This window comes from Streptomyces sp. NPDC039480 (assembly GCF_055597165.1).
Genome location: NZ_JBVITX010000005.1, coordinates 460588 through 479566 on the forward strand (window position 1 = coordinate 460588; position 18979 = coordinate 479566).

The 18979-nt window shown below is 72.1% G+C and carries 15 protein-coding genes; 4 read left to right on the forward strand and 11 right to left on the reverse strand.

From position 1 onward, the window contains the following. Nucleotides 1-18 precede the first annotated feature (18 nt). Entirely contained in the window at nt 19-825 is an 807-nt protein-coding gene (locus ACZ56E_RS18985) for an SDR family NAD(P)-dependent oxidoreductase (RefSeq protein WP_468600277.1), read from the forward strand. A gap of 17 nt (nt 826-842) precedes the next feature. Here the strand turns inward: ACZ56E_RS18985 and ACZ56E_RS18990 are convergent, their stop codons facing one another. Further along, the gene (locus ACZ56E_RS18990) at nt 843-1364 is read right to left on the reverse strand and encodes a DUF4240 domain-containing protein (protein WP_471215686.1); all 522 of its coding nucleotides are present in this window, start codon (nt 1362-1364) and stop codon (nt 843-845) included. Between the two features lie 134 nt (nt 1365-1498). Here ACZ56E_RS18990 and ACZ56E_RS18995 point away from each other — a divergent pair, with 134 nt between their 5' ends. Further along, nucleotides 1499-2425 (forward strand): SDR family oxidoreductase, encoded by a 927-nt coding sequence (locus ACZ56E_RS18995; RefSeq protein ID WP_471215475.1) that lies wholly within the window; start codon nt 1499-1501, stop codon nt 2423-2425. Nucleotides 2426-2443: 18 nt separating this feature from the next. Here ACZ56E_RS18995 and ACZ56E_RS19000 read toward each other — a convergent pair whose 3' ends face one another. From ACZ56E_RS19000 to ACZ56E_RS19030, 7 genes are all read right to left on the reverse strand, one after another. Then, nucleotides 2444-3415 (reverse strand): helix-turn-helix transcriptional regulator, encoded by a 972-nt coding sequence (locus ACZ56E_RS19000; RefSeq protein ID WP_471215476.1) that lies wholly within the window; start codon nt 3413-3415, stop codon nt 2444-2446. Nucleotides 3416-3531: 116 nt separating this feature from the next. Further along, a complete protein-coding gene (aceE, locus tag ACZ56E_RS19005) occupies nt 3532-6237 on the reverse strand; it encodes a pyruvate dehydrogenase (acetyl-transferring), homodimeric type (RefSeq protein ID WP_471215478.1) in 2706 nt (901 codons plus the stop codon). Nucleotides 6238-6512: 275 nt separating this feature from the next. After that, a complete protein-coding gene (locus ACZ56E_RS19010) occupies nt 6513-7136 on the reverse strand; it encodes a GntR family transcriptional regulator (protein WP_468600269.1) in 624 nt (207 codons plus the stop codon). A gap of 139 nt (nt 7137-7275) precedes the next feature. After that, nucleotides 7276-9072, reverse strand: coding sequence for a 2-oxoglutarate dehydrogenase, E2 component, dihydrolipoamide succinyltransferase (gene sucB, locus ACZ56E_RS19015; protein WP_468600267.1), 1797 nt, complete (start codon nt 9070-9072; stop codon nt 7276-7278). 64 nt (nt 9073-9136) lie between these two features. Beyond that, nucleotides 9137-10525 carry a dihydrolipoyl dehydrogenase gene (lpdA, locus tag ACZ56E_RS19020; protein WP_471215481.1) on the reverse strand — a complete coding sequence of 463 codons (1389 nt, stop codon included), beginning with the start codon at nt 10523-10525 and terminating at the stop codon, nt 9137-9139. A 314-nt stretch (nt 10526-10839) separates the two neighbouring features. Beyond that, nucleotides 10840-12387, reverse strand: a complete 1548-nt coding sequence (locus ACZ56E_RS19025) for a leucyl aminopeptidase (protein ID WP_471215483.1) — start codon at nt 12385-12387, stop codon at nt 10840-10842. A gap of 134 nt (nt 12388-12521) precedes the next feature. Beyond that, entirely contained in the window at nt 12522-13304 is a 783-nt protein-coding gene (locus ACZ56E_RS19030; protein ID WP_471215485.1) for an adenosylcobinamide-GDP ribazoletransferase, read from the reverse strand. An 80-nt stretch (nt 13305-13384) separates the two neighbouring features. Here ACZ56E_RS19030 and ACZ56E_RS19035 point away from each other — a divergent pair, with 80 nt between their 5' ends. Continuing rightward, entirely contained in the window at nt 13385-14170 is a 786-nt protein-coding gene (locus tag ACZ56E_RS19035; RefSeq protein WP_471215486.1) for a hypothetical protein, read from the forward strand. On the opposite strand, the gene ACZ56E_RS19040 is transcribed toward ACZ56E_RS19035, so the two are convergent. From ACZ56E_RS19040 to cobT, 3 genes are read right to left on the reverse strand one after another with little or no spacing between them, the layout of a single operon-like run. Beyond that, entirely contained in the window at nt 14089-14808 is a 720-nt protein-coding gene (locus ACZ56E_RS19040; RefSeq protein WP_471215488.1) for a hypothetical protein, read from the reverse strand. The genes ACZ56E_RS19035 and ACZ56E_RS19040 overlap by 82 nt on opposite strands. After that, on the reverse strand, nt 14805-16583 hold the full coding sequence (locus ACZ56E_RS19045; RefSeq protein ID WP_471215490.1) for a phosphatidylglycerol lysyltransferase domain-containing protein: 1779 nt from the start codon (nt 16581-16583) through the stop codon (nt 14805-14807). The genes ACZ56E_RS19040 and ACZ56E_RS19045 overlap by 4 nt, the downstream gene beginning before the upstream one ends. A gap of 53 nt (nt 16584-16636) precedes the next feature. Beyond that, entirely contained in the window at nt 16637-17779 is a 1143-nt protein-coding gene (gene cobT / locus ACZ56E_RS19050) for a nicotinate-nucleotide--dimethylbenzimidazole phosphoribosyltransferase (RefSeq protein ID WP_471215492.1), read from the reverse strand. A 135-nt stretch (nt 17780-17914) separates the two neighbouring features. On the opposite strand from cobT, the gene ACZ56E_RS19055 reads away from it, so the two are divergent. Further along, nucleotides 17915-18967 carry a class I SAM-dependent methyltransferase gene (locus tag ACZ56E_RS19055; protein ID WP_471215494.1) on the forward strand — a complete coding sequence of 351 codons (1053 nt, stop codon included), beginning with the start codon at nt 17915-17917 and terminating at the stop codon, nt 18965-18967. Nucleotides 18968-18979: the final 12 nt, after the last annotated feature.

An 18979-nucleotide genomic window follows, 5' to 3' on the forward strand; every position in this document is an offset into this window, starting at 1 on the left:
CGAGAGCGGGAGTACGCCATGCAGAGCGCCACGCAGACCCTGAACCGTTACGAGGGGCGCCGCGCCCTGGTCACCGGCGGTGGCTCCGGCATCGGCCAGGCGACCGTCCTGCGCATGCTGGCCGAGGGCGGCAGCGTCGTCGCCGCCGACGTCAGCGAGGACGGCCTCGAGGACACCGTGACCAAGGCGGGAACCGACGCGGAGCGCCTCACCACCGTGGTCGTGAACATCGCCGACGAGGCCTCGGTCCGCGCGGGAGTGGCCGCCGCCACGGCCGCGCTCGGCGGTCTCGACGTCCTCGTCAACGCCGCAGGCATCCTGCGCTCCTCGCACACCCACGAGACCACCCTCGACGCCTTCAACCAGGTCATAGGCGTCAACCTCACCGGCACCTTCCTGATGATCCGGGAGGCGATCCCCGCACTCCTCGAAGGCGACGGCGCCGCCGTCGTGAACTTCAGCTCCACGTCCGCGATGTTCGCCCACCCGTACATGGCGGCGTACGCGGCGAGCAAGGGCGGCATCCAGTCCATGACGCACGCGCTGGCCGCCGAGTACGGCAAGCAGGGCATCCGCTTCACCGCCGTGCAGCCCGGCTCCATCTCCTCCGGGATGACGGACGGCTCCGGCGCCAGCAGGCAGAGCGTCGGCCCCGGCCTGCCCGAGGACGCGGACATGAGCCTCTTCGTGAAGCTCGCGCCCGCCCTCGGCCAGGGTTTCGCGGGCCCCGAGACCGTCGCCTCCGTCGTCGCCATGCTCGCTTCGGACGACGGCCGCTTCATCACCGGCACGGAGATCCGCATCGACGGCGGCACGCACTTCTGACCCGGCGGCCCCCGGATCTAGTCGGCCATGAAGCGGTCCCACAGCTTCGGGTACCGCTCCGCGAGCACCGCATCGTTCTCGAAGTCGAGCGGGGTGCCCTCCGGCTCGGCGGGGGCGGGCGGGATGCCGAGGTCCGGGGTGTCGAGGCCGGTGAGCTGCTCGTACGCCTCGTCCGCGGCGTAGCCGAGCTCCTCGCCGTCCCCGTCGAGCTCCTCGTCGAACTCGTCTAGGAGGTCGGCGAGCGCGTCGGGGTCGTGCACCGCGCCCTCGTAGACCGCCCGGCCCTGCCCGATCAACCAGCACCTGAAGTAGTCGAAGGCGTCGTCGCTCGCGCCGCCGAGAAGCACCGAGGCCGCGCCCCACAGATCCCAGCGGTAGGCGCGGTTGTAGCGGGCCTCGAAGTGACGGGCGAAGTCGAGGACGGACTCCGGGTCCGACTGCAGCAGTCTCTCGACGAGCAGCTCGGCGTGGTCCTCGGGGTCGCCGTCGGCGGCCTCGCGGGTGCTGTCCACGATCTCCCAGAACTCCGTCTCGTCCATCACGGGTCCAGCATCGGTCCTGGGGAGTGGGGGCGCACGCGGAGTGCGCCGGAATGCGGCTGTCTCGTTATCCGCGCACATGCCCGCGGAAAGCCCGACAGAAGATGTCCCCTTTTGCTGGCAGCCTCGCAGACATGGACACCACGCAGACCCTGACCGGGAAGATCGCCCTCGTCGCCGGCGCCACCCGCGGCGCCGGCCGCGCCATGGCCGTGGAGCTCGGCCGCGCCGGAGCCACCGTGTACGTGACGGGCCGGACCACCCGCGCGCAGGCCAGCGAGAGCGGCCGGACCACTGAGACCATCGAGGAGACCGCCGAACTGGTCGACGCGGCCGGCGGCACGGGCATCGCCGTCCCCACCGACCACCTGGAGCCGGAGCAGGTGAAGGCCCTCGTCGACCGGATCGACCGGGAACAGGGCCGCCTGGACATCCTCGTCAACGACATCTGGGGCGGCGACATCCACGTCGAGTGGGACAAGAAGATGTGGGAGCACGACCTCGACAAGGGGCTGCGCATCCTGCGCCTCGGCATCGAGACCCACATCGTCACCAGCCGGTACGCGCTGCCCCTCCTCGTCAAGAACCCCGGCGGCCTCGTCGTCGAGGTCACCGACGGCACGGCCGAGTACAACGGCCCGAACTACCGCAAGCCCTTCTACTACGACCTCGCCAAGGCCGCCCCGCTGCGCATGGCGCGGGACCTCGCCGAGGAGGTCGAGGAGTACGGCTGCACGGCGCTCTGCCTCACCCCCGGCTGGCTGCGCTCCGAAGCCATGCTCGACACCCACTTCAAGGTCACCGAGGACAACTGGCGGGCGGGCTGCGAGCAGAACCCGCACTTCGCGATCTCCGAGACACCGACGTTCGTGGGCCGGGCCCTCGTCGCGCTCGCCGCCGACCCCGAGGTGGCACGCCACAACGGCGCGTCGCTCTCCAGCGGCGGCCTCGCCAAGGAGTACGGCTTCACGGACGTGGACGGCTCACGGCCCGACGCCTGGCGGTACATCACCGAGGTCGACCAGGAGAGCCCCACGGCGGACGTCACCGGATACCGGTAGAGCCTCAGGAGGAGAGCGTCAGCGGTAGAGCGCCGCCGTCCGCGCCGCGGCGGCCGCGAAGCGTGCGCGCAGGCTCAGCGGCTCCAGCACCTCCACCTCCGGGCCGAGCGCCATGAGCTGCGTGTACGCCACGTCCTCGTTCTCGACGGGCAGGGTGACCGTCACCCGGCCCGTCGCGTCGGGCTCGCCCGCCGACTCCATCCCCTCGCGGGCGACGACGCGGTCGGTGGCGTACGGCAGCTGTCGCACGCCCGCCTCGGAGAGCCGCACCACGACCTCGGTCCGCAGGATCGCCCGCGCGAACTGAGCCGCCCGCTCCTCCCAGAAGCCGGGCAGGTCGAACTCCTCGTCCCGCGCGAACCGCTCCTCGCCGGCTTCCACCGCGGTGAACCGGTCGATGCGGTACACGCGGTACGCCCCGGATTCGGGCACCCGCGCGCACAAGTACCAGACGCCCGCCTTGAGCACGAGACCGTACGGCTCCAACTCCCGCTCCACCTCGGCCTCCTGGCGGCGGTAGCGGGCGGTCACGCACCGGTCGTCCCAGACCGCGTCCGCCACGGCCGGCAGCAGCTCCGGGGCGGGCTTCTCCTGGAACCACCCCGGCGCGTCCAGATGGAACCGCTGCGAGGCGTTCTGCGAGGCGTCCCGCAGCGACGGCATGAGCGCCGCCGACACCTTGAGCCGGGCCGCGGACGCCGCGTCCGCGAGCCCCATCTCCCGCAGCGCGCCCGGCACTCCGGAGAGGAAGAGCGCCTCGGCCTCGCTGCGGCCGAGCCCGGTGAGGCGGGTGCGGTAGCCGCCGATCAGCCGGTAGCCGCCGGTGCGCCCCCGGTCGGCGTAGACGGGCACGCCCGCCTCGGACAGCGCCTGCGCGTCACGCGTGATGGTCCGCTCGGAAACCTCGAGCTCGGCGGCCAGCTCGGCGGCGGTCATGGAGGGCCGTGCCTGGAGCAGAAGCACCATCTTGATGAGGCGGGCAGCGCGCATGGGTCCATGATGCCGCCCACGAAAACACCCGCCCGCCCGTTCACCGCGAAGCGGGTGAACGGGCGGGCGGGTGGGGGACATCCGCCGCGAAGCGGCGGTTCAGTACTCCCGAAGACTCACAGACCGTACTTGGCCCGTGCCTCCTTCACCGCGGACGCGGGCACCTCGCCGCGGCGGGCGAGCTGCGCCAGCGCGGCGACGACGATCGACTCGGCGTCGACCCCGAAGTGGCGGCGCGCGGCCTCCCGCGTGTCGGAGAGGCCGAAGCCGTCCGCGCCGAGCGAGGAGTAGTCCTGCTCGACCCACTGCGCGATCTGGTCGGGGACCTGACGCATGTAGTCGGAGACGGCGAGCACGGGGCCCTGCGCACCCTCGAGCGCCTTGCGCACGTACGGAGTGCGCTCCTCGCCGCGCAGCAGCGCCTCGTCCGCCTCCAGGGCGTCACGGCGCAGCTCGGTCCAGGACGTCGCGGACCACACGTCGGCGGCCACGCCCCACTCCTCGGCGAGCATCTTCTGGGCCTTCAGGGTCCAGTGGATGGCCGTGCCGGAGCCGAGCAGCTGGATGCGCGCGGCGTTGGCCGCGGGGGAGAGGCCCGCGGACTCCGCCGTGTTGAAGCGGTACAGGCCGCGCACGATGCCCTCGTCGACACCCGCGGGCTTCGCGGGCTGCGGCATGGGCTCGTTGTAGACGGTGAGGTAGTAGAAGACGTTCTGGTCCTCGCCCTCGTGGGCCTCGCCGTACATGCGGCGCAGCCCCTCCTTGACGATCGCGGCGATCTCGTAGGCGAACGCCGGGTCGTAGGAGAGCGCGGCCGGGTTCGTCGCGGCGATGACCGGCGAGTGACCGTCCGCGTGCTGCAGACCCTCACCCGTCAGCGTCGTACGGCCTGCGGTGGCGCCGACGAGGAAGCCGCGGCCGAGCTGGTCGCCGAGCTGCCACATCTGGTCGGCGGTGCGCTGCCAGCCGAACATCGAGTAGAAGATGTAGAAGGGGATCATCGCTTCGCCGTGTGTGGCGTACGCGGTGGACGCGGCGATGAAGTCCGCCATCGAACCGGCCTCGGTGATCCCCTCGTTGAGGATCTGGCCGTCCTTGGCCTCCTTGTAGTACATCAGCTGGTCGCGGTCGACCGGCTCGTACGTCTGGCCCTTCGGCGAGTAGATGCCGAGCGACGGGAAGAGCGACTCCATGCCGAAGGTGCGCGCCTCGTCGGGGACGATCGGCACCCAGCGCTTGCCGGTCTCCTTGTCGCGGACCAGGTCCTTGACCAGGCGTACGAACGCCATGGTCGTCGCCACCGACTGCGAGCCGGAGCCCTTGTCGAAGGAGGCGAACGTCTTGTCCGCGGCGGCGGGCAGCGGGGCGAGCGGCTGCGTGCGGCGGGCCGGGGCCGGGCCGCCGAGGGCCGCGCGGCGCTCCTGGAGGTAGCGGACCTCGGGGGAGTCGGCGCCCGGGTGGCCGTAGGGCACCTGGCCGTCGGCGAACGCGCTGTCCGGGATCGGCAGGCCGAGCAGGTCCCGCATGTCCTTGAACTCGTCCACCGTGAGCTTCTTCATCTGGTGGTTGGCGTTCTTGGACTCGAAGCCCTTGCCCAGGGTGAAGCCCTTGACCGTCTGCGCGAGGATCACGGTCGGCGCACCCTTGTGGGTGAGCGCCGCCCGGTAGGCCGCGTACACCTTGCGGGCCTCGTGGCCGCCGCGCGAGAGGTGGAAGCACTCGCTGATCTTGTCGTCCGTGAGCAGCTTGCCCAGCTCGACGAGCGCGGGCTCGGAGCCGAAGAAGTGCTCGCGGATGTAGGCGGCGTCGCGCGTCGCGTACGTCTGGAACTGCGCGTCCGGCACCTCGCGGAGGCGGCGGACCAGGGCGCCCGTGGTGTCGAGCTGGAACAGCTCGTCCCAGGCGTTGCCCCACAGGACCTTGATGACGTTCCAGCCGGCGCCGCGGAACTGCGCCTCCAGCTCCTGCACCACGCGGAAGTTGGCGCGGACCGGGCCGTCGAGGCGCTGCAGGTTGCAGTTGATGACGTACGTGAGGTTGTCGAGACCCTCACGCGCGGCCAGTGCGAGGGCCGCCGTCGACTCGGGCTCGTCCATCTCGCCGTCACCGAGGAACGCCCACACGTGCGAGGCGGAGACGTCCTTGATGCCGCGGTTGGTGAGGTACCGGTTGAAGCGCGCCTGGTAGATGGCGGAGAGCGGGCCCAGACCCATGGAGACGGTCGGGAACTCCCACAGCCAGGGCAGACGGCGCGGGTGCGGGTACGACGGGAGGCCGTTGCCGCCGGCCTCCTGGCGGAAGTTGTCGAGCTGCGCCTCGTTCAGGCGGCCGTCGAGGAAGGCGCGGGCGTAGATGCCGGGGGAGGCGTGGCCCTGGATGTAGAGCTGGTCACCGGAGCCGGGGGCGTCCTGGGACTCCTTGCCCTTGAAGAAGTGGTTGAAGCCGGTCTCGTACAGCCAGGCCGCGGACGCGAAGGTCGCTATGTGGCCGCCGACGCCGTGCTTCGAACCGCGGGTGACCATCGCGGCCGCGTTCCAGCGGTTCCACGCGGTGATCTTCCGCTCCATCTCCTCGTCACCGTCGACGGACGGCTCGGCGGAGGTGGGGATGGTGTTGACGTAGTCCGTCTCGAGGAGCTTGGGCAGCGCCAGGCCCGCGCCCTCGGCACGCTCCAGCGTGCGGCGCATCAGGTACGCGGCACGGTGCGGCCCGGCCGCCTGAGTAACGGCGTCCAGGGAGGCCTGCCATTCGGCGGTCTCCTCGGGGTCGCGGTCCGGGAGCTGGTCGAGCTCGCTCGGCTGGGTTGCGGAGGGGTCGGTCATTGCGCCGCCTTCCTGAGTCGGAGGGGGTCCCCTGTTCGGTAAGGGGTGGGGGTGCCCGATGTCTTTGGCAGGACAGGGCGTGAGGCTCTGGTGAGAGCCATCGACGACTGTAAGCCCGTGATCGATGATCGATCAAAGCGTTGAGCGAAAAACTTCCCCAGATCGCGAAAGTCGGCATCCGGTGCCAGCAAAGCGGGCACGCGGTGCCTTCGATTTGAAGGGTTTACACAGGTCGGAGCACGTCTGCGGGCCGACGGCCACGGATGAGCACCGGCTCAGGCCCGCGGCGCGCACCCCAGCACGTGCGCCTTCACCAGCTCGGCGATGGCGGGGTCACGGCGGCGGAAGGCGGAGACCAGGGCCTCGTGCTCCTCCGCGTACGACTGCTGGACCGTGCCGAGCCAGCGGATCGACAGGGCCGTGAAGACCTCGATGCCGAGCCCTTCCCAGGTGTGCAGAAGCACGGAGTTGTCCGCGGCCCGCACCAGCTCGCGGTGGAAGGCGACGGTGTGCCGCACCTGCCCGGTGCCGTCCGACGCGCGGTCCGCCTCGTAGAGGGCGGCGACATGCGGTTCGAGAGCCGAGCAGTCCGCGCCGAGCCGCTCCGCCGCGAGCTCGGCCGCGATGGCCTCCAGACCGGCCCGGACGGGGTAGCTCTCCTCCAGGTCGGCGGCCGTCAGATTGCGTACGCGTACACCCTTGTTGGGCGCCGATTCGATGAGCCGCAGCGTCTCCAGCTCGCGCAGCGCCTCGCGGACCGGGGTCTGCGAGACCTCCAGCTCCACCGCGATCCTGCGTTCCACGATGCGCTCGCCCGGCTTCCAGCGCCCGCTGACGATCCCCTCCACGATGTGCTCGCGGATCTGTTCGCGCAGCGAGTGAACGACGGGCGCGGTCATGAGAGCTCCTCCGGCAGGGGCTGCGGACCCCAAGGGCGTGTGACCCCTAGACAATACGGCGACGCCCCCGCCCGGAAGACTCCGGACGGGGGCGTACGCGCTGATGAGACGAGTGTTACAGCCTCACGCGGCGGGAGGACTACAGGCCGAGCTCGACCTCGAACTCGCCCGCCTCCAGGATCGCCTTGACCGCGGTCAGGTAGCGGGCGGCGTCCGCGCCGTCCACCAGACGGTGGTCGTAGGAGAGCGACAGGTACGTCATGTCACGGACGGCGATGGTCTCGCCGAGGTCCGGGTGGTTGATGACGACCGGGCGCTTCACCGTGGCACCGATGCCGAGGATCGCGGCCTGGTTCGGCGGCACGATGACCGTGTCGAACAGGGCGCCGCGCGAACCGGTGTTGGAGATCGTGAAGGTGGCGCCGGACATGTCGTCCGGGGTGAGGCCACCGCCACGGGCCTTGCCGGCCAGCTCGGCGGTCTTCTTGGAGATACCGGCGATGTTCAGGTCGCCCGCACCCTTGATGACCGGCGTCATCAGACCCTTCTCGGCGTCCACGGCGATGCCGATGTTCTCCGAGTCGAAGTACGTGATGGTGCCTTCGTCGTCGTTGATCCGGGCGTTGATGACCGGGTGGGCCTTCAGCGCCTGGGCGGCGGCCTTGACGAAGAACGGCATCGGCGAGAGCTTGACGCCCTCACGGGCCGCGAAGGAGTCCTTCGCCTTGGCGCGCAGCTTCATCAGCTTGGTGATGTCGACCTCGACGACCGAGGTCAGCTGGGCCTGCGAGTGCAGGGCCTTCATCATGTTGTCGCCGATGACCTTGCGCATGCGGGTCATCTTGACGGTCTGGCCGCGGAGCGGGGAGACCTCCAGAGCCGGGGTCTTCGGCGCGGCGGCCGGCGCGGCGGCGGCCGGAGCCGGGGCCGACTTCTTGGCCTCGGCGGCGGCGATGACGTCCTGCTTGCGGATACGGCCGCCGACACCGGAACCGGTGACCTCGGAGAGGTTCACGCCGTTCTCGGACGCGAGCTTGCGGACCAGCGGGGTCACGTAGGCACCGTCGTCGGCCGGGGTGGCCTGCGCCGGGGCGGCCGGAGCGGCCGGAGCCGGCTGGGCGGCCGGGGCGGCGGGCTTGGCCGGGGCCGGAGCCTGAGCCGCGGGCTGGGCCGGAGCGGCCGGGGCCTGGGCGGCGGGCTGCGCGGGAGCCGGGGCGGCCTCCTGCTTCGGGGCCTCCTGCTGGGGAGCCTCCTGCTTGGGGGCCTCCTCCTGCGCGGGGGCGGCCGGGGCCTCCTCCTTGGCCGGGGCCGGAGCGGCACCGGGCGCACCGATGACGGCGAGCTTGGCGCCGACCTCGGCGGTCTCGTCCTCACCGACGACGATCTCGAGCAGCACGCCCGCGACCGGCGAGGGGATCTCGGTGTCGACCTTGTCCGTCGAGACCTCCAGGAGGGGCTCGTCGGCCGCGACCTCCTCGCCGACCTCCTTCAGCCAGCGGGTGACGGTGCCCTCGGTGACGGACTCGCCGAGCGCGGGCAGGGTGACCTCGGTGCCCTCGGCGGCGCCGCCGCCGGACGGGGCGGGGGCCTCCTGCTTGGGGGCCTCCTCCTGCGCGGGGGCGGCCGGGGCCTCCTCCTGGGCAGGGGCGGCGGGGGCCTCGGCCTGCGCCGGGGCGGCCGAGCCGCCCGCGTCGCCCGAGCCGTCGTCGATGACGGCGAGCTCGGCGCCGACCTCGACGGTCTCGTCCTCGGCGACCTTGATGGACGCCAGGATGCCGGCGGCGGGGGAGGGGATCTCGGTGTCGACCTTGTCGGTCGAGACCTCGAGCAGCGGCTCGTCGGCCTCGACGCGCTCGCCCTCGGCCTTCAGCCAACGGGTGACAGTGCCCTCGGTGACGCTCTCGCCGAGCGCCGGAAGGGATACGGAAACCGCCATGGTTTCAGTTGCTCCTTACGAAAATTGCGGAAAGTCTGGGTCGTCGCGCCCGAGTGACCGGAGGTCAGTCGTGGGAGTGCAGCGGCTTGCCCGCCAGGGCCAGGTGGGCCTCGCCGAGCGCTTCGTTCTGCGTCGGGTGGGCGTGGATGAGCTGGGCGACCTCGGCCGGCAGCGCCTCCCAGTTGTAGATCAGCTGGGCTTCGCCGACCTGCTCACCCATGCGGTCGCCGACCATGTGGACGCCGACCACGGCACCGTCCTTGACCTGGACGAGCTTGATCTCGCCCGCGGTCTTCAGGATCTTGCTCTTGCCGTTGCCCGCGAGGTTGTACTTGAGGGCGACGACCTTGTCCGCGCCGTAGATCTCCTTGGCCTTGGCCTCGGTGATGCCCACGGAGGCGACCTCGGGGTGGCAGTACGTCACCCGGGGCACGCCGTCGTAGTCGACCGGGACGGTCTTGAGGCCGGCCAGGCGCTCCGCCACCAGCATGCCCTCGGCGAAGCCGACGTGCGCGAGCTGGAGGGTCGGCACCAGGTCGCCCACGGCCGAGACGGTCGGGACGTTGGTCTGCATGTACTCGTCGACGAGGACGTAGCCGCGGTCCATCGCGACGCCCTGCTCCTCGTAGCCGAGGCCCTGCGAGACCGGGCCGCGGCCGATGGCGACCAGGAGGACCTCGGCCTCGAAGGTCTTGCCGTCGGCGAGGGTGACGCGCACGCCGTTCTCGGTGTACTCGGCCTTCTCGAAGAACGTGCCGAGGTTGAACTTGATGCCGCGCTTGCGGAAGGCGCGCTCAAGAAGCTTGGAGCTGTTCTCGTCCTCGACGGGCACGAGGTGCTTGAGGCCCTCGATGACCGTGACGTCGGTCCCGAAGGACTTCCACGCCGAGGCGAACTCGACGCCGATGACGCCGCCGCCCAGGATGATCGCGGACTCCGGGACGCGGTCCAGGGTCAGCGCGTGGTCCGAGGAGATGATGCGGTTGCCGTCGATCTCCAGGCCCGGCAGCGACTTCGGCACGGAGCCGGTCGCGAGGAGGATGTGGCGGCCCTGGATGCGCTGGCCGTTCACGTCCACGGAGGTCGGCGACGAGAGCTTGCCCTCGCCCTCGATGTACGTCACCTTGCGGGAGGCGACGAGACCCTGGAGGCCCTTGTACAGGCCCGAGATCACGTCGTCCTTGTACTTGTGGACGGCCGCGATGTCGATGCCCTCGAAGGTGGCCTTCACGCCGAACTGGTCGGCCTCGCGCGCCTGGTCGGCGATCTCGCCGGCGTGCAGCAGCGCCTTCGTGGGGATGCAGCCGTTGTGCAGGCAGGTGCCGCCGAGCTTGTTCTTCTCGATCAGGGCGACGTCCAGGCCCAGCTGCGCTCCGCGCAGCGCCGCGGCGTAACCGCCGCTACCACCGCCGAGGATCACTAGGTCGAAAACGGTGCTGGCGTCGTTCGCCACGTCACGTCCTCCATGCATGTGCGCCGGACGCCGGACCCCTTTTCGCTGGGGACGACCGGTCGGTCGGCTGGTATTCGGCCGCTCTTGTTTCGGCCCTTTGGTGGGGGCCCTGTCCTGCCGAGAACCCATCTTCGCACTTGTCGCCGACAGACGGGACGCCGGGCCAGGCTGTGAGACGTTCGATCGACCGTCTCCAGGGCCTTGTGTTGCGTACGAACGTACGGATTTCGTCGAGGGCGAAATCGCAGTCGAGGGCGAAATCACACAGGGCCCCGGACACCAGACGGGTCCGGGGCCCTGTGCGCGTCCGTGGATCAGCCCAGGTCGCCCGATGCGGTGTGCTCGGCGAGCCGGACCAGGGTGCGGACCGCGGAGCCGGTGCCGCCCTTGGGGGTATAGCCGTAGGGGGCGCCCTCGTGGAAGGCCGGGCCGGCGATGTCGAGGTGGGCCCAGGTGATGCCCTCGCCCACGAACTCCTTCAGGAAGAGTCCGGCGACGAGGCCGCCGCCCATGCGCTCGCCCATGTTGGCGATGTCGGCGGTGGGGGAGTCCATGCCCTTGCGCAGGTCGGCGGGGAGCGGCATCGGCCAGGAGGGCTCGCCGACCTCCTCGGCGATCTCGTGGACCGACGTACGGAAGGCGTCGTCGTTCGACATGATGCCGAAGGTGCGGTTGCCGAGCGCCATCATCATGGCGCCGGTCAGCGTCGCCACGTCGACGATCGCGTCGGGCTCCTCCTCGGAGGCCTTGGCGATCGCGTCGGCGAGGACCAGGCGGCCCTCGGCGTCGGTGTTGAGGACCTCGACGGTCTTGCCGCTGTACATCCGCAGGACGTCGCCGGGGCGGGTCGCGGAGCCGGACGGCATGTTCTCGGCGAGCGCCAGCCAGCCGGTGACGTTCACCTCGAGGCCGAGGCGCGCGGCGGCGACGACGGCGGCGAAGACCGCGGCGGCGCCGGCCATGTCGCACTTCATGGTCTCGTTGTGACCGGCGGGCTTCAGCGAGATGCCGCCCGAGTCGTACGTGATGCCCTTGCCGACGTAGGCGAGGTGCTTCTTCGCCTTGGAGTGCGTGTACGACAGCTTCACCAGGCGCGGCGGGGCGTCCGAGCCCGCGCCGACGCCGAGGATGCCGCCGTAGCCGCCCTTGGCGAGGGCCTTCTCGTCGAGCACCTGGACCTTGATGCCGTGCTCCTTGGCCGCGGCCTGGGCGACGGCGGCGAAGGCCTCGGGGCTGAGGTCGTTCGGCGGGGTGTTGACCAGGTCGCGGGCGCGGTTCAGCTCCTCGGCGACGGCGGTGGCGCGCTCGACGGCGGCCTTGTACGCCTTGTCGCGGGGCTTGGCGCCGAGCAGCACGGCCTCGGCCAGCGGGGCCTTGGCGTCCTTGCCGTTCTTCTTCGTCCCCTTGGCGTCGGCCTGGTCCTTGTACGCGTCGAAGGAGTACGAGCCGAGCAGGGCACCCTCCGCGATGGCGCAGGCGTCGCCGGCGTCCTCGACGGGCAGCGCGAACGCGGCCTTCTTCGCACCGGTCAGCGCGCGGGCGGCGGCACCCGCGGCGCGGCGCAGCGCGTCCGTGCCGTACGTCTCGTCCTTCTCCGGGACCCCGCCGAGACCGACCGCGACGACGACCGGAGCCTTGAGGCCGGACGGCGCGGGGAGCTTCGTCACCTCGCCCTCGCCGCCGGAGGCGCCGAGGGTCTCCAGGACGGACGCGAGCTTGCCGTCGTACGCCTTGTCCACGGCCTCGGCGCCGGGAGCGACGACCAGGCCCCCCTTGGATCCAGCGCCCTTCGCGACACCGACGACGATCGCGTCGGCGCGCAGGCCGGTCGCGGCGGCGGTGCTGAGAGTCAGAGCAGTCACGGTGGTGAGGTCCTCTTTCAGTGAGTTTCGTCGGGCTGTGGGGTGGTGAGCCCGTCGCGAGCCTACGCCCGTGAGCGCTGCGGTGCGCCTCACTGTGTGTGTCCGGCGCGGTGTCAGCCGAGGGCCAGGCGGTGTCAGCCCAGGGCGAGCACGACGAGGGCGCCGGTCGCCGCCGTCTCCGCGAGGCCGCCGAACACATCTCCGGTGACCCCGCCGAACCGTCGTACGCAGTGCCGGAGGAGCAACTCCGCGGCGCCGAGGGCGAGGACGACGGCCGCCGCGCCCCGCACGGCGTCGGCCGTCCCGAGCGGCAGTCCGACGGCCGCCGCCCCGCACACGACGACGGCGGCGACGGCCCACGCGCGGCCGCGCGGAACCACCCCCGCGACGGCGGCGCCGAGGCCCTCGGGGCGGGCCGGCGGCACCCCGTCGCGGGCGGCCAGGGTCAGGGCGAGGCGCGCGGCGGTCGCCGAGACGACGGCGGCGACGGCGGCGCGGGCCCACGACTCCTCGTACAGCTGGAAGAACACGGCCACCTGGGCGAGCAGCACGAAGAGCAGGGTGATGACGCCGAAGGGGCCGATGTCGGACTGCTTCATGATGCGCAGCGCGTCGTCGGCGGGCCTGGCGCTGCCGAGGCCGTCGGCGGTGTCGGCGAGGCCGTCGAGGTGCAGGCCGCGGGTGAGGGCGGCGGGCGTCGCCGCGGTCGCGGTGGCGGCGAGGAGCGGCCCCGCGCCGAGCGCCGTCAGGGCGCCGCCGGCGCCCGCCGCGCAGAGGCCGATCACCAGACCGGCGAGGGGCGCGCACTGCATGCCGCCGCGCGCGGCTCCGCGGTCCCAGCGGGTGACCCTGACGGGGAGCGCGGTGAGGGTGCCGAAGGCGAAACGGACGCCGTCGGACAGGGGGGTTCTTGGCACCGGCGAAGGTTACCCGGGGCCGCGGCGCCGCTGACCGGCACCCGGGTGCGGTGCGTCCGGCCGCCACCGAGGATGGGGGCATGAACGACTGGTGGTACCGGAACGTCGTCGAGCCGGGGAAGCTGCCGCTGCTGCTCGCGCTGCTCTCCTTCGTGGCGTCGTTCCTGGTCACCAGGACCATCACGCGGCTGATCCGGGCGGGCAGGGGGCCGTTCCGCAACATCCGCACGGGAGACGTGCACGTCCACCACGTCGTGCCGGGGATCTTCCTCATGCTGGTCGGCGGGTTCTGGGCGGTCGCCGCGGGACGGCACGGCGCGGGCCCGCTGTACGCCGCCGTCATCTTCGGGCTCGGCGCGGGTCTCGTGCTCGACGAGTTCGCGCTGATCCTCCACCTCGACGACGTGTACTGGAGCGAGCAGGGCCGCAAGAGCGTGGAGGTCGTGATGCTCACGGCCGCCCTCGTCGTCCTCGTGCTCACCGGCTTCACACCGCTCGGGGTCAACGACCTGACGCCCGTCGAGCGGCAGAACCGCGCCCTGTTCGCGCTGAACATCGGCGTCAACTGCGCCTTCGCCGTGATCGCGCTCCTCAAGGGCAAGCTGCGCACGGCCCTGATCGGCATGGTCGTCCCGTTCGTCGCGCTGGTCGGCGCGGTCCGTCTCGCCCGGCCGGGCTCGGCGTGGGCGCGGCGCTTCTACCGCAACCGGCACCGGACACGCGCGCGTGCGGGCCTGCGGGCCTTCCACCACGACCGCCGCTGGTCCGGTCCGCGCCGCAAATTTCAGGACTGGGTCGGCGGCTTCACGCCGGGCCCCTCGCCCTCCGAGCGTGACCCGTCGGAGCGGGTGCCGCCGCGCCGGTGACGCACCGCCGAGAGCGCGCACAGCACGGCCACCGCGGCGATGGCGGCCAGATGCTCCTTGCCCGCGAGGTTGTTCTTGACCAGCACCTCGACGACCATCAGGGCGGTGACCAGGGCGGCGGTGAAGTACGCGCGGTAGCGCCAGCACACGAAGACGGCGAGGCCCACGACGGCGGCCGACGGACCGGTGTCGACGACCTGCGCGTCGGACGCCGGCAGACCGATCGGGTTGCCGGGGCCCAACTCGATGCCCACGCGCGCGTAGAGCGTGCCGGCGAGGGTGGCCGCGTACGCGATGACGAGCGTCCGCCACCGGCCCAGGCAGATCTCCGCGATCCCGAAGACGATCAGGAGCTGCGCCAGCGCGCCCCCCACCGGCAGATCGAGGGCGGGCACGAAGAGGGAGAGCGGGGTGCGGAGCAGGGCCAGCCAGAGCGGGTCCTCGGCGCGTACGCAGCCGACGTTCTGCACGAACTGATAGCCCCAGGGCTGGTTCTGCACGTACTGGAAGAGCGCCGTCAGGCAGACCGCCGCCAGCGTCATCGGCACGGCCCGCCACCGCCGGGCGGCGAGCGCGTCGCGCACGGTCGAGAAGAGCGGCCCCCACTCGGCGCGTGCGGAGCGGGCCAGGGCACTCATCGTGTCGACTCCAGATGTTTGCGGTGCAGCACCTTCGGCAGGCCCGGCGCTTCGAGGAAGCCCTCCGCGCGGGCAGCCGCGATGCCGATGCGCGGCAGGTCGGAGCTCGTCTCGAAGAGGAGGAAGCGGGGCTCCCAGATCGGCCGGTACTTGGCGTTGGCGCGGTAGAGGGACTCGATCTGCCACCACCGGGAGAAGAAGCTGAGCAGCGACCGCCACAGGCGAAGGACCGGGCCCGCGCCGAGCCGCGCGCCACGTTCGAAGACCGAGCGGAACATCGCGAAGTTCAGCGACACCTGAGTGATCTTGATCTCGGGGGCGTGCTGGAGGAGTTCGATGACCATGAACTCCATCAGGCCGTTCTCGGAGTCGCGGTCACGCCGCATCAGATCCAGGGAGAGGCCGTGCGGCCCCCACGGGACGAAGGAGAGCACCGCCCGCAACACGCCGTCGCCGTCCCGGCATTCGAGCATCACGCACCGCCCGTCCGCCGGATCGCCGAGCCGCCCGAGCGCCATGGAGAAGCCGCGCTCGGTCGCTCCGTCGCGCCAGTCATCGGCGCGCTCCAGGAGGGCCGCCATCTCCTCCTCGGGGATGTCCTCGTGGCGGCGGATGCGGACGGTGTACCCGGCGCGCTTCACACGGTTGTACGCCTGCCGGACGGTACGCATCGCCCGCCCCTCAAGGGTGAAGTCGGCAATCTCCACGATCGCTTCGTCGCCCAGCTCCAGGGCGTCCAGGCCGTGGCGCGCGTAAATCGTGCCCGCCTCCTCGCTCGCGCCCATCACGGCGGGGATCCAGCCGTGTTCGCGGGCCTCGGCGAGCCACGGCCCGATCGCGCCGGGCCACGCTTCCGGGTCGCCGATGGGATCGCCGGAGGCCAGCGAGACACCGCCGACGACGCGGTAGGCGACCGCCGCCTTGCCGGTCGGGGACCACACGACGCTCTTCTCGCGGCGCAGCGAGAAGTACCCGAGGGAGTCCCGGTCGCCGTGCCGGCCGAGCAGCGCGCGCAGCCTCTCCTCGTCCTCCTCGGTGAGCGGATCGACGGCCCTGCGGGAGCGGAACGCCGCGTACAGCACCGCGCAGACCAGCAGCGCGCTGAGGACGTTGATGACGACGTCGACCCAGCCGGGCGTGGCGATGCCCTCGAAGCGCCGGTCGTCGGCGGCGAGCGAGACGAGGCGCATGGTGCCGTAGCGCCAGCGCTCCAGGAAGGTCGAACGGTGGTCGTCGTGGGCGTGGTTGGTGACGGTGACCAGCAGCGCCGCGAGCAGCGAGGTGACCAGGAGCCCGCCGACGGCGACGGCCGACGCCAGCTTCGGGTTGGCGCGGTCGCCCTTCGCGTAGAACTCGCGGCGGCCGACGACCAGGGCCGCGACGAACGCGGCGGTCAGGGCCAGGGAGAGCCAGTTCTGCGCGTGCTCGCGGATCTCCGGGAAGACCATCGCGAAGGCGAAGAGCAGCAGGAAGAGGCCGCCGAGCACGAGGTTGAGGATCCACGCGGCGCGTTTGCGGCGCCGCATGGTGATCGCCAGGAACAGCGTGAACGCCCCGGAGGCGAAGCCCGCGGTCAGCATGTACGGGGTGAAGAAGTCCTCCGTGTTGTGCTGCCGCAGGTCCTGTCCGAGGGAGACCCAGACCGCGCTCAGGAAGTTGATGAAGGCGACGGCCCGCAGATACCAGACCGCGAACCCCGCGGCGCGGCGCTGTAGGACGGTACGTGACGTCTGCCGTCCGGCGACGGCCTGCTCGGCTCCCTGCTCATCTCCCATGAAAAGGGATCATATGGGCAAGATCGGTGCGGTCGGCCTCCGCCGCCGGGCGCCTAGGCGGTGGGCGGCACCGAAGATTCCGCTTCGCTCTCCGCCACGTCCCCCGTCTCGTCCTCCTCCGGCGCGCCCCCCGTTACGTCCTCCTCGGCGGCGGCCCGCTCGGGCAGCTCCGCCGCGAGCGCCGCCGCGGCCTGCACCAGCGGCAGCGCCAGGAGCGCTCCGGCGCCCTCGCCGACCTTGACCCCGTGCGTCAGGAGCGGTTCGAGCGCCATCCGGTCGAGTGCCTTGGCCTGGGCCGGCTCCCCGCTGTCGTGCCCCGCCAGCCACCAGTCGGGCGCCCGGAAGGCCACCCGCTGGGCGACCAGCGCCGCGGCCGACGCCACGACACCGTCGAGGATCACCGGCGTACGCCGTACCGCGCACTGCAGCAGGAAGCCCGTCATCGCGGCCACGTCCGCGCCGCCCACCGCGGCGAGCAGCTCCAGCTGGTCGCCGAGCACGGGCCGGGCCCTGCGCAGCGCGTCCCGCACCGCCGCGCACTTGCGCATCCACGCCAGGTCGTCGATGGGCTCGCCGCCGCGGCCCGTCACGACGGACGCGTCGGTCCCGCACAGCGCGGCCACCAGCGTCGCCGCGGGCGTCGTACCGCCCACGCTCACATCGCCGAGCACGACCAGATCGGTCCCGGAGTCCGCCTCCTCGTCGGCGACGGCCATGCCCGCGCGCAGCGCCTGCTCCGCCTCCTCGACGGTCAGCGCGTCCTCGATGTCGATACGCCCCGAACCGCGCCGCACCCGGTGCCCCGCGACCTCGGCGGGCAGCTCGCCCGGGTCGCAGTCGAGCGCCATGTCGACGACGCGGACGGGCACGTCGAGGCGGCGGGCCAGGACGGCCGCCGGGCTCTCGCCGGCCAACACGGCACGCACCAGGTCGGCGGCGCTCCCCGCGGGCCGCGCCGAGACACCGAGCTCGGCGACCCCGTGGTCGCCCGCGAACAGCACCACGCGCGGCCGCTCGACCGGCCGCACCGGCACCGACGACTGGGCCGCCGCGAGCCACTCGCCGAGTTCGTCGAGGCGGCCCAGCGAGCCGGGCGGCACGGTCTGCCGCTCCCTGCGTTCCTCGGCGTCGCGGCGGACCCCGCCGTCGGGCCGCTCGATCAGGTCGGTGAAGTCGTCGAGATTCAGCGAGCTCATTCGCCGAACAGTACCGGGAGCGGCGGCGGTGCCGCTCGAACGCCCCTGCGGCCGGCCCCATGCGTAGCGTCACTACTTGTGGGGGAGTGTCCCTTTACGTTCCCGTTTGTATCGGCTTCCTCCAGGAGTACGACCATGACCACGGATGCCGCCCGACAGGTCGCCGCCCGGCGCTCCGTCTACCTCGCCGAACTCGCCCAGGGCACCGAGCGGTTCCACGAGCCCCGCCGCACCGACTGCCCCTGGTGCGGCTCCGGGCGGCTGCGGACGAGGCTGCGCACCACCGACCTGATCCAGCGCAAGCCGGGCAGCTTCCGGGTCGACCGCTGCGGCGACTGCGGCCACTGCTTCCAGAACCCCCGCCTCACCGCCGAGGGCCGGAACTTCTACCGCAGGGACCTGCGCGGCGGGCAGCTGTCCGGCGCGGCCGCGCGGGCGGGCACGAAGCGCCGTCTCGCCGCCGTCCACGCGGTGCGGGCCTTCGACGAGCCCGAGTGCTGGCTCGACGTCGACACCGGCGCCGCGCACTTCCCGGCCCTGGCCAAGCAGGTCCTGCCGTACACGTCCTTCGACGGCGTCGACCGCGGCCGCGGCGTCGCGGAGGGCGTGCGGCGCGGCCGCATCGAAGAGGGCCACCGCGGCACGCTCACGGGGCTCGCCGGCTCCCTCGCCGGCCGCTACGACGCGCTGAGCATGTTCCACTGCCTGCCCCGCAGCCCGGACCCCCGCGCGGAGCTCAGAGCCGCGAGAACCGTGCTCCGCCCCGGCGGCCACCTCCTGATCGAGGCCCCCGACCCTGAGTGCCGCTACGCCCGGCTGCTCGGCAGATGGTGGCTCTCGTACGGCCAGCCGCAGCACCTGCACCTCATGCCGCTCGCCAACCTCCGCCGGGAACTGGAGCGGCTCGGTTTCACGGTCCTCCGCGTCGAACGGCGCGCGGCGCACGTGCCGGTCGACCTGAGCGCGGCGGTCGCGCTCTTCCTCGACGCCCGCACCCCCAGGCCCGACGTCCCCTGGCGCGCCAGACCCGCCTCCCCGCTCCAGCTGACGCTGCGGCGGGCCGCACGGTGGGCGTCCGTGCCGCCGGTGGCACTCGCCCGCGTCCTCGACGTCCTCCTGTCGCCCCTGCTCACCCGCGTCGGCTTCGCCAACACCTACCGGGTCGTCGCGCGCCGGGGCGCGTCGTAGGCAGCACGGGCC